General features: G+C 71.8%; 5 protein-coding genes. 4 read left to right on the top strand and 1 reads right to left on the bottom strand.

The genetic code is table 11. The features are described from left to right. Positions 1-469 precede the first annotated feature (469 nt). The gene (trpS, locus tag AC4IJH_RS42960; RefSeq protein ID WP_490857481.1) at positions 470-1,468 is read left to right on the top strand and encodes a tryptophan--tRNA ligase; all 999 of its coding nucleotides are present in this window, start codon (positions 470-472) and stop codon (positions 1,466-1,468) included. A gap of 152 nt (positions 1,469-1,620) precedes the next feature. Here trpS and proC read toward each other — a convergent pair whose 3' ends face one another. Then, positions 1,621-2,430, bottom strand: a complete 810-nt coding sequence (proC, locus tag AC4IJH_RS42955) for a pyrroline-5-carboxylate reductase (RefSeq protein ID WP_490857480.1) — start codon at positions 2,428-2,430, stop codon at positions 1,621-1,623. A gap of 324 nt (positions 2,431-2,754) precedes the next feature. Here proC and AC4IJH_RS42950 point away from each other — a divergent pair, with 324 nt between their 5' ends. The 3 genes from AC4IJH_RS42950 to AC4IJH_RS42940 all read left to right on the top strand — a co-directional run. Beyond that, on the top strand, positions 2,755-3,180 hold the full coding sequence (locus AC4IJH_RS42950; RefSeq protein ID WP_490857479.1) for a hypothetical protein: 426 nt from the start codon (positions 2,755-2,757) through the stop codon (positions 3,178-3,180). Positions 3,181-3,430: 250 nt separating this feature from the next. Then, the gene (locus tag AC4IJH_RS42945; RefSeq protein ID WP_490857478.1) at positions 3,431-4,927 is read left to right on the top strand and encodes a SulP family inorganic anion transporter; all 1,497 of its coding nucleotides are present in this window, start codon (positions 3,431-3,433) and stop codon (positions 4,925-4,927) included. A gap of 339 nt (positions 4,928-5,266) precedes the next feature. Then, on the top strand, positions 5,267-6,581 hold a 1,315-nt coding region (locus AC4IJH_RS42940; RefSeq protein WP_490857482.1), incomplete at its 3' end, for a M1 family metallopeptidase.

The following is a 6,581-nucleotide window of genomic DNA, read 5'->3' as shown; positions in this document are numbered from 1 at the left end:
CCGTTTCCGGTTCGGATTTGTTTCCGATTCCCCGTCGGAGGGGGTTTTCGCGCCTTCCGGCGTGGCCTCTACTTTAGCGGCTTTTCCCGGTGACTCATAATTGAGTCTTCGGTCAGAATTTCGGCATGCCGAAATTTTTCCCGAATGGGGGCCGTGCGAGTAGTGGTGTGCCGCCGGTGCGGCGTGAGGTGGCTGCCTCGGGGCCAGGTGGCTCCTTGGCAACTCGGAGAACACTACACGAGGGGGTGAGGCGCATCAAACCTGTGCCAAGACGGGGTGAGAGGCGTACGGTGGGCGGCATGACTTCGCGTGCGCTCGTACGACAGTGGTGGCCCGCCTGACGGCGGCCGACCACAGCGCATGCATGACAACGGCCGCCGCCTCGGCGGCCGTTCGCGTATCTGGAGCCTCGGATCCCGAAGCCGGCCGGTGAGGACGGCGGTCCCGATGGGACGGGAGAACGAGAGAGATGACGCGGATCTTCAGTGGTGTGAAGCCGACCGGGCACCTGACGCTGGGGAACTACCTGGGGGCCCTGCGGCAGTGGGCCGAGGAGGACCAGCACCGGGCCGAGGCGCTGTTCTGTGTGGTGGACCTGCACGCGCTGACCGTGGAGCACGATCCGGCGCGGGTGCGCAGGCTCAGTCGGCAGGCGGCGACGCTGTTGCTGGCGGCGGGGCTGGATCCGGAGCGGTGCACGCTGTTCGTACAGAGCCATGTGGATGAGCATGCGCGGCTGGCGTATCTGATGGAGTGCACGGCCACCGACGGCGAGATGCGGCGCATGATCCAGTACAAGGAGAAGGCGGAGCGGGAGCGGGAGAGCGGCGGGAGCGTGCGGCTGTCGCTGCTGACCTATCCGGCGCTGATGGCGGCGGACATCCTCGCGTACGGGACGCATGAGGTTCCGGTGGGTGAGGACCAGACGCAGCATGTGGAGCTGACGCGGGATCTGGCGGTGCGGTTCAACCAGCGGTACGGGCAGACGTTCGTGGTGCCCAAGGCGACGAATCCGAAGGTTGCGGCCAGGGTCATGGATCTGCAGGAGCCGACGTCGAAGATGGGGAAGTCGCACGCGCGGACCGCCGGGATCATTTATCTGCTGGATGAGGCGGAAGTGGTGCGGAAGAAGGTCATGCGGGCCGTCACCGATGCGCATTCCGATGTCGTTTATGACCGGGAGGCGCGGCCGGGGGTGGCCAATCTGCTGGACGTGCTGGCAGCGGCGACGGGTGGGGTTCCGGAGAAGCTGGCGGAGGGGTACGCGTCGTACGGGGCCTTGAAGAAGGATGTGGCGGAGGCGGTGGTGGAGATGTTGCGGCCGGTGCGGGAGCGGCATGCTGCGCTGGTGGCGGATGAGGGGTTTGTGGATTCGGTGTTGCGGGAGGGGGCGGAGAGGGCTCGGGGGATGGCTCGGCCGCGGGTGTCCGCGGCGTATGAGGCCGTGGGGCTGATGCCGGCCTGCTGAGGGGCGGGGCGCGTGCCGCGGGGTGGTGCGGGTGGGATGGGCGGCTGCCCGCCGGTGGGGGTGCCGCTGTGCCCACCCTCCCCAAGTTCTCGACTTCGCTCGAGCAGGGGCCCCCTCGCCCCCAGCGGCACGTGTGGCCACGGTGGGGGGGGTTAGCCGTTGCCGGTGGCTAGTTCGCGGCTGCGGTCTCGGGCGGCTTCCAGGGCGGCGATGAGGGCGGCGCGGACGCCGTGGTTCTCGAGTTCGCGGATGGCGTTGATGGTGGTGCCGGCCGGCGAGGTGACGTTCTCGCGGAGCTTGACGGGGTGTTCGCCGCTGTCGCGGAGCATGACGGCGGCGCCGATGGCGGCCTGGACGATCAGGTCGTGGGCCTTGTCGCGGGGCAGGCCGAGCAGGATGCCGGCGTCGGTCATGGCCTCGACGAGGAAGTAGAAGTAGGCGGGCCCGGAGCCGGAGAGGGCGGTGGCGGCGTCCTGCTGGGTCTCGGGGACGCGCAGGGTCTTGCCGACGGTGGAGAAGATCTCCTCGGCGAGGGTGAGATGGGTGGCGGTGGCGTGGGTGCCCGCCGAGATGACGGACATGGCCTCGTCGACGAGGGCCGGGGTGTTGGTCATGACGCGGACCACGGGCGTGGCGGCGGGCAGGCGTTCCTCGAAGAAGGTGGTGGGGATGCCGGCCGCGCCGCTGATGATCAGGCGGTCGGTGGGGACGTGCGGGGCCAGCTCGGCGAGGAGGGTGCCCATGTCCTGCGGCTTGACCGTGAGGATGAGGGTGTCGGCGGTCTTGGCGGCCTCGGCGTTGGTGACCGATTCGACGCCGTATCGGGTGCGGAGCTGGGCTGCGCGTTCTGGGCGGCGGGCGGTGACCAGGAGGTCCGTGGGGGCCCAGCCGCCGCGGATCATTCCGCTGAGGAGGGCTTCGCCGATCTTTCCGGTGCCGAGTACTGCGACCTTCTGGGCCATTCTGCGTTCACCTCGCCGGTGGGGCATGTGGAGTGTGGCGGGGTCATCCTTTCACCGCGCGGGCCGGTGGGGGGTGGGGGTGCGTTGGGCGGCTGCCCGCCGTGGGGGTGCCGCTGTGCCCACCCTCCCCCGAGCTCTCGACTTCGCTCGAGCAGGGGCCCCCTCGCCCCTAGCGCCACGCATGCCCACAGCTAGGTGGGGGAGGAAGTGGTCGGTTGCTGGGGGGTAATCCGTCGTTAACGTGACGGTTACACGATGACTCGCCCGTGGCCACTCCTCCTTGGACACAATGGAGTTGACTGTCCAGCGGAGGGAGGCGAGGGGATGACGGGCACGGACCCGCGGATACGCCCCTGGCGCGCCCTGACCATCGCGCTGGTCGTACTGCTCACGCTGCTGCTCGGCGCCGAGGGCGCCTCGGCGGAGGCCGACCGGCTCGTACCGGTGGCGCACCCGCAGCAGTCCGCCGTGCAGACACCGGGGGCCGCCCCAAAATCGCCCGTGCGGCCGGTGATCGACGACGAGCGCGGGGCGCAGGACGGGCACGACGACTGCCAGGCGCGCAGGTCCGGCCGGGCGTCGGCGGGCGCGCCGTCGCCGGACACCGGTGACCGCACCGCGGGCGCGTGCGGCTGCCCCGCCTCCTCCCCCATCGAACCGGCCGCGGCCGTCCCCCTGACCGGGCGCCGCGCCGTCCCCCTGTCGAGATCGGGCGAACTGTCCGTCGGGCTCGGCGTCTTCCGCTGCTGAGAGTTTCCGTCACGGGACCTCCCCCTTCCCGCGCGCAGCACAGAAGTTCAGCGAATCACCTTCATCTCACCCTCATCCGCACCACATGTGCCGCGTACGGCGCGTACGGACGGTGTGACCGGCCCTGAGCAGGTTCCGGCCGGTCGCGCCGCGTGACGCCGATGGCGCACGCCCCGGGCCCGGTGGCGCGGCACCCGTCTGCATCTGGCTGGAGGCATCCCTCATGCAGAGGTCATCGAAGAGAGAACGCATGCGTCAAGAGCAACAGGAGCGAGGCAGTAGGGCGCGGCTGCTGCGGGCCGACTTCACGGCGTCGGTCGTGGTCTTCCTCGTCGCCGTCCCGCTGTGTGTGGGCGTGGCGGTCGCCTCGGGCGTACCGGCCGAACTCGGCCTGGTCACCGGCATCGTCGGCGGCCTGCTGACCGGGCTGCTGCCGGGCAGCAGCCTCCAGGTCAGCGGTCCGGCCGCCGGTCTGACGGTGCTGGTCTACGAGGCGGTGAAGGAGTACGGGCTAGGCGCGCTGGGCGCGCTGGTGCTGATAGCGGGCGCGCTCCAGCTGGCGATGGGCGCCCTCAAGCTCGGCCGCTGGTTCCGGGCGATCTCGGTGGCGGTGGTCCAGGGGATGCTCGCGGGCATCGGGCTGGTGCTGATCGCCGGGCAGTTGTACGCCCTGACGGATGCCAAGGCGCCCGGAAGCGGGTTGGCCAATCTGGGCGGGCTGCCCGCTCTGGTCGCCGACACGCTCGCGTCTCCGACGGCGCTGTCCGCGCTGGCGGTGGGGACCGGGACCGTCGCCGTACTGGTGCTGTGGCCGCGCTGGAAGAAGGCGGCCCGCGTGCTGCCCGCGCCGCTGGTGGCGGTGGCGCTGGCGACCATCGCGGTCTTCGCCCTGGATCTGCCGGTGGCGCGGGTCGAGGTGCAGGGGCTGCTGGACGCCGTCCAGCCGCCCGGGGCCGACGGCTTCGCCGCTTTGGTGGCGGGCGGCGCGCTGTTGGGGGCGGTGGGGACCGTACTGGCCTTCACGCTGATCGCCTCGGCGGAGTCGCTGTTCAGCGCGGCGGCGGTGGACCGGCTGCACGACGGGCCGCGTACCGACTACGACAAGGAGCTGATGGCGCAGGGCGCGGGCAACGCGGTGTGCGGGCTGCTGGGCGCGCTGCCGATGACCGCGGTGATCGTGCGCAGCGCTGCGAATGTGCAGGCCGGGGCGAAGACGAAGGCCTCGCGGGTGCTGCACGGGGTGTGGCTGCTGGTGTTCGCCGCGGCCTTTCCCGCGGCGCTCGGGGTGATTCCGGTGGCGGCGCTGGCGGGTGTGCTGGTGCACGCCGGCTGGAAGCTGATCCCGGTGAAGGCGTTCGTGCCGCTGTGGCGCGAGCACCGCGGCGAGGCCGTCGTGCTGGCCGTCACCGCGATCGCGATCGTGGCCACGAACATGTTCGAGGGCGTCATCATCGGGCTGCTGATGGCGGTCGCGAAGTCGGCGTGGGAGACCTCGCACGTGCATCTGGAGGTGGACGGGCTCGGCGGTACGGGCCCGGTGCGCGTGCGGGCCGTGGGCAACGCGACCTTCCTGCGGCTGCCCAAGCTGCTGGACCAGTTGGAGGCGCTGCCGCACGACCGGGAGGTCGAACTGGACCTGTCCGGGCTGCGGCACCTGGACCACGCGTGCGGGGCGGCGCTGACGGGGTGGGCCGAGCGGCGGCAGCTGGAAGGGGGCGCGGAGCGGGTACGGATGATGGCGGCGTGAAGCCCGTACGTACGGCGGTGGCAGCCCTCCGCGGCCGGTCTGTGCGGCAGCCGTGTGAGGCGGAGGTGGGGCGGGCCGCAAAGCCCCGCCGGTGACGGCCCGTGCGCCTAGGGTCGGGGCAGTGCCGCCCCTGACCCTAGGAGCCCCGTGGTCCGCCGGCCCCTCCCCCACCGCCGTACGCGCCGTCCCACCGCCTTCGCTCTCGCGCTGCTGCTGTCCGGGGCGCCGCTGTCCGCCTGCGCGGGCGGCGGCGGTCCGGGCGCGCCCAGCACGGACCGGGCCCAGGTGGCGGGGCAGGGCAGGGCCGGGGCGGCGGGCGGCGCCGACCGTACGGGGTCGATGGGCGACCCGCTCTTCCCCGAGCTGGGCAACCGCGGCTACGAGGTCCGCCATTACGGGCTGGATCTCGACTACGACGTGGACCGCGGCGGCCTGGAGGCGACCGCGGAGATCTCCGCGCGGGCGGCCGCCGGCCAGGACCTGGCCTCCTTCCGGCTCGATCTGAAGGGGCTCGACGTCAGGAGCGTGCGGGTCGACGGCCAGGAGGCGCGGTTCTCCCGCGCGGGGGACAAGCTGACGGTGCGGCCGAAGGCGGCGGTGCGCCAGGGCGCGGCGTTCCGTACCACCGTGCGCTACGGCGGGCGGCCGGGCGCGATGGAGGACCCCGACGGCTCCGTGGAGGGCTGGGTGGCCACGGAGGACGGCGCGTTCGTGGTGGGCGAGCCGGCCGGGGCGATGACGTGGTTCCCCTGCAACAACCACCCCGCCGACAAGGCCGCCTACGACTTCCGGATCACCGTGCCCGAGCGGTACACCGCCGTCGCCAACGGGGAGCTGCGCGGCAGCGGCACGAAGGGCGGCCGCACCACCTTCCGGTGGCACAGCCCCGAGCCGATGGCGAGCTATCTGGCCACCGCCACCATCGGGCGCTTCGAGGTGCGCACGCGGACCACCGCAAACGGGCTGCCGCTGTACGTCGCGGTGGACCCGGACGAGGCCGCGGGCAGCAAGGAGGTGCTGGGGCGGCTGGAGGAGATCCTGAAGTGGTCGGCGGAGAAGTTCGGCCCGTACCCCTTCTCCGCCGCGGGCGCGATCGTGGACACCCCGCCCTCGACCGTCGGCTACTCCCTGGAGACGCAGACCAAGCCGCTCTACAACGGTGCGCCGGATGTGGCCACCGTGGTGCACGAGACGGCGCACCAGTGGTTCGGCGACTCGGTGACGCCCAGGACCTGGCGGGACACCTGGCTGAACGAGGGCTTCGCGACGTACGCGGAGTGGCTGTGGGCCGAGCACGAGGGCGGGAAGTCGCCGCAGGAGCGCTTCGAGGAGCTCTACCGCAGCGCGCAGGACGACGCGCTGTGGGACTTCCCGCCCGGTGATCCGGGAACGGCGAAGAACGTGACCGGCACGCCCGTTTACGAGCGCGGCGCGATGGTGCTCCAGCAGTTGCGCAGGGCCGTGGGCGAGAAGACGTTCTTCCGCATCCTGAAGGAGTGGCCGGCCCAGCACCGCCACGCCAACGCCGATTCACAGGACTTCATCGCGTTCTGTCAGCAGCGCACGGACGTGGGCCTGAAGGATCTGTTCCAGGACTGGCTGTACGGGAAGGGGCGGCCCGGGTGGGAGTACTGGGGGGGGGGGGGGGGGGGGG

Source organism: Streptomyces sp. UF-297, assembly GCF_058245575.1.
This window is presented reverse-complemented; position numbering and strand designations above follow the sequence as displayed.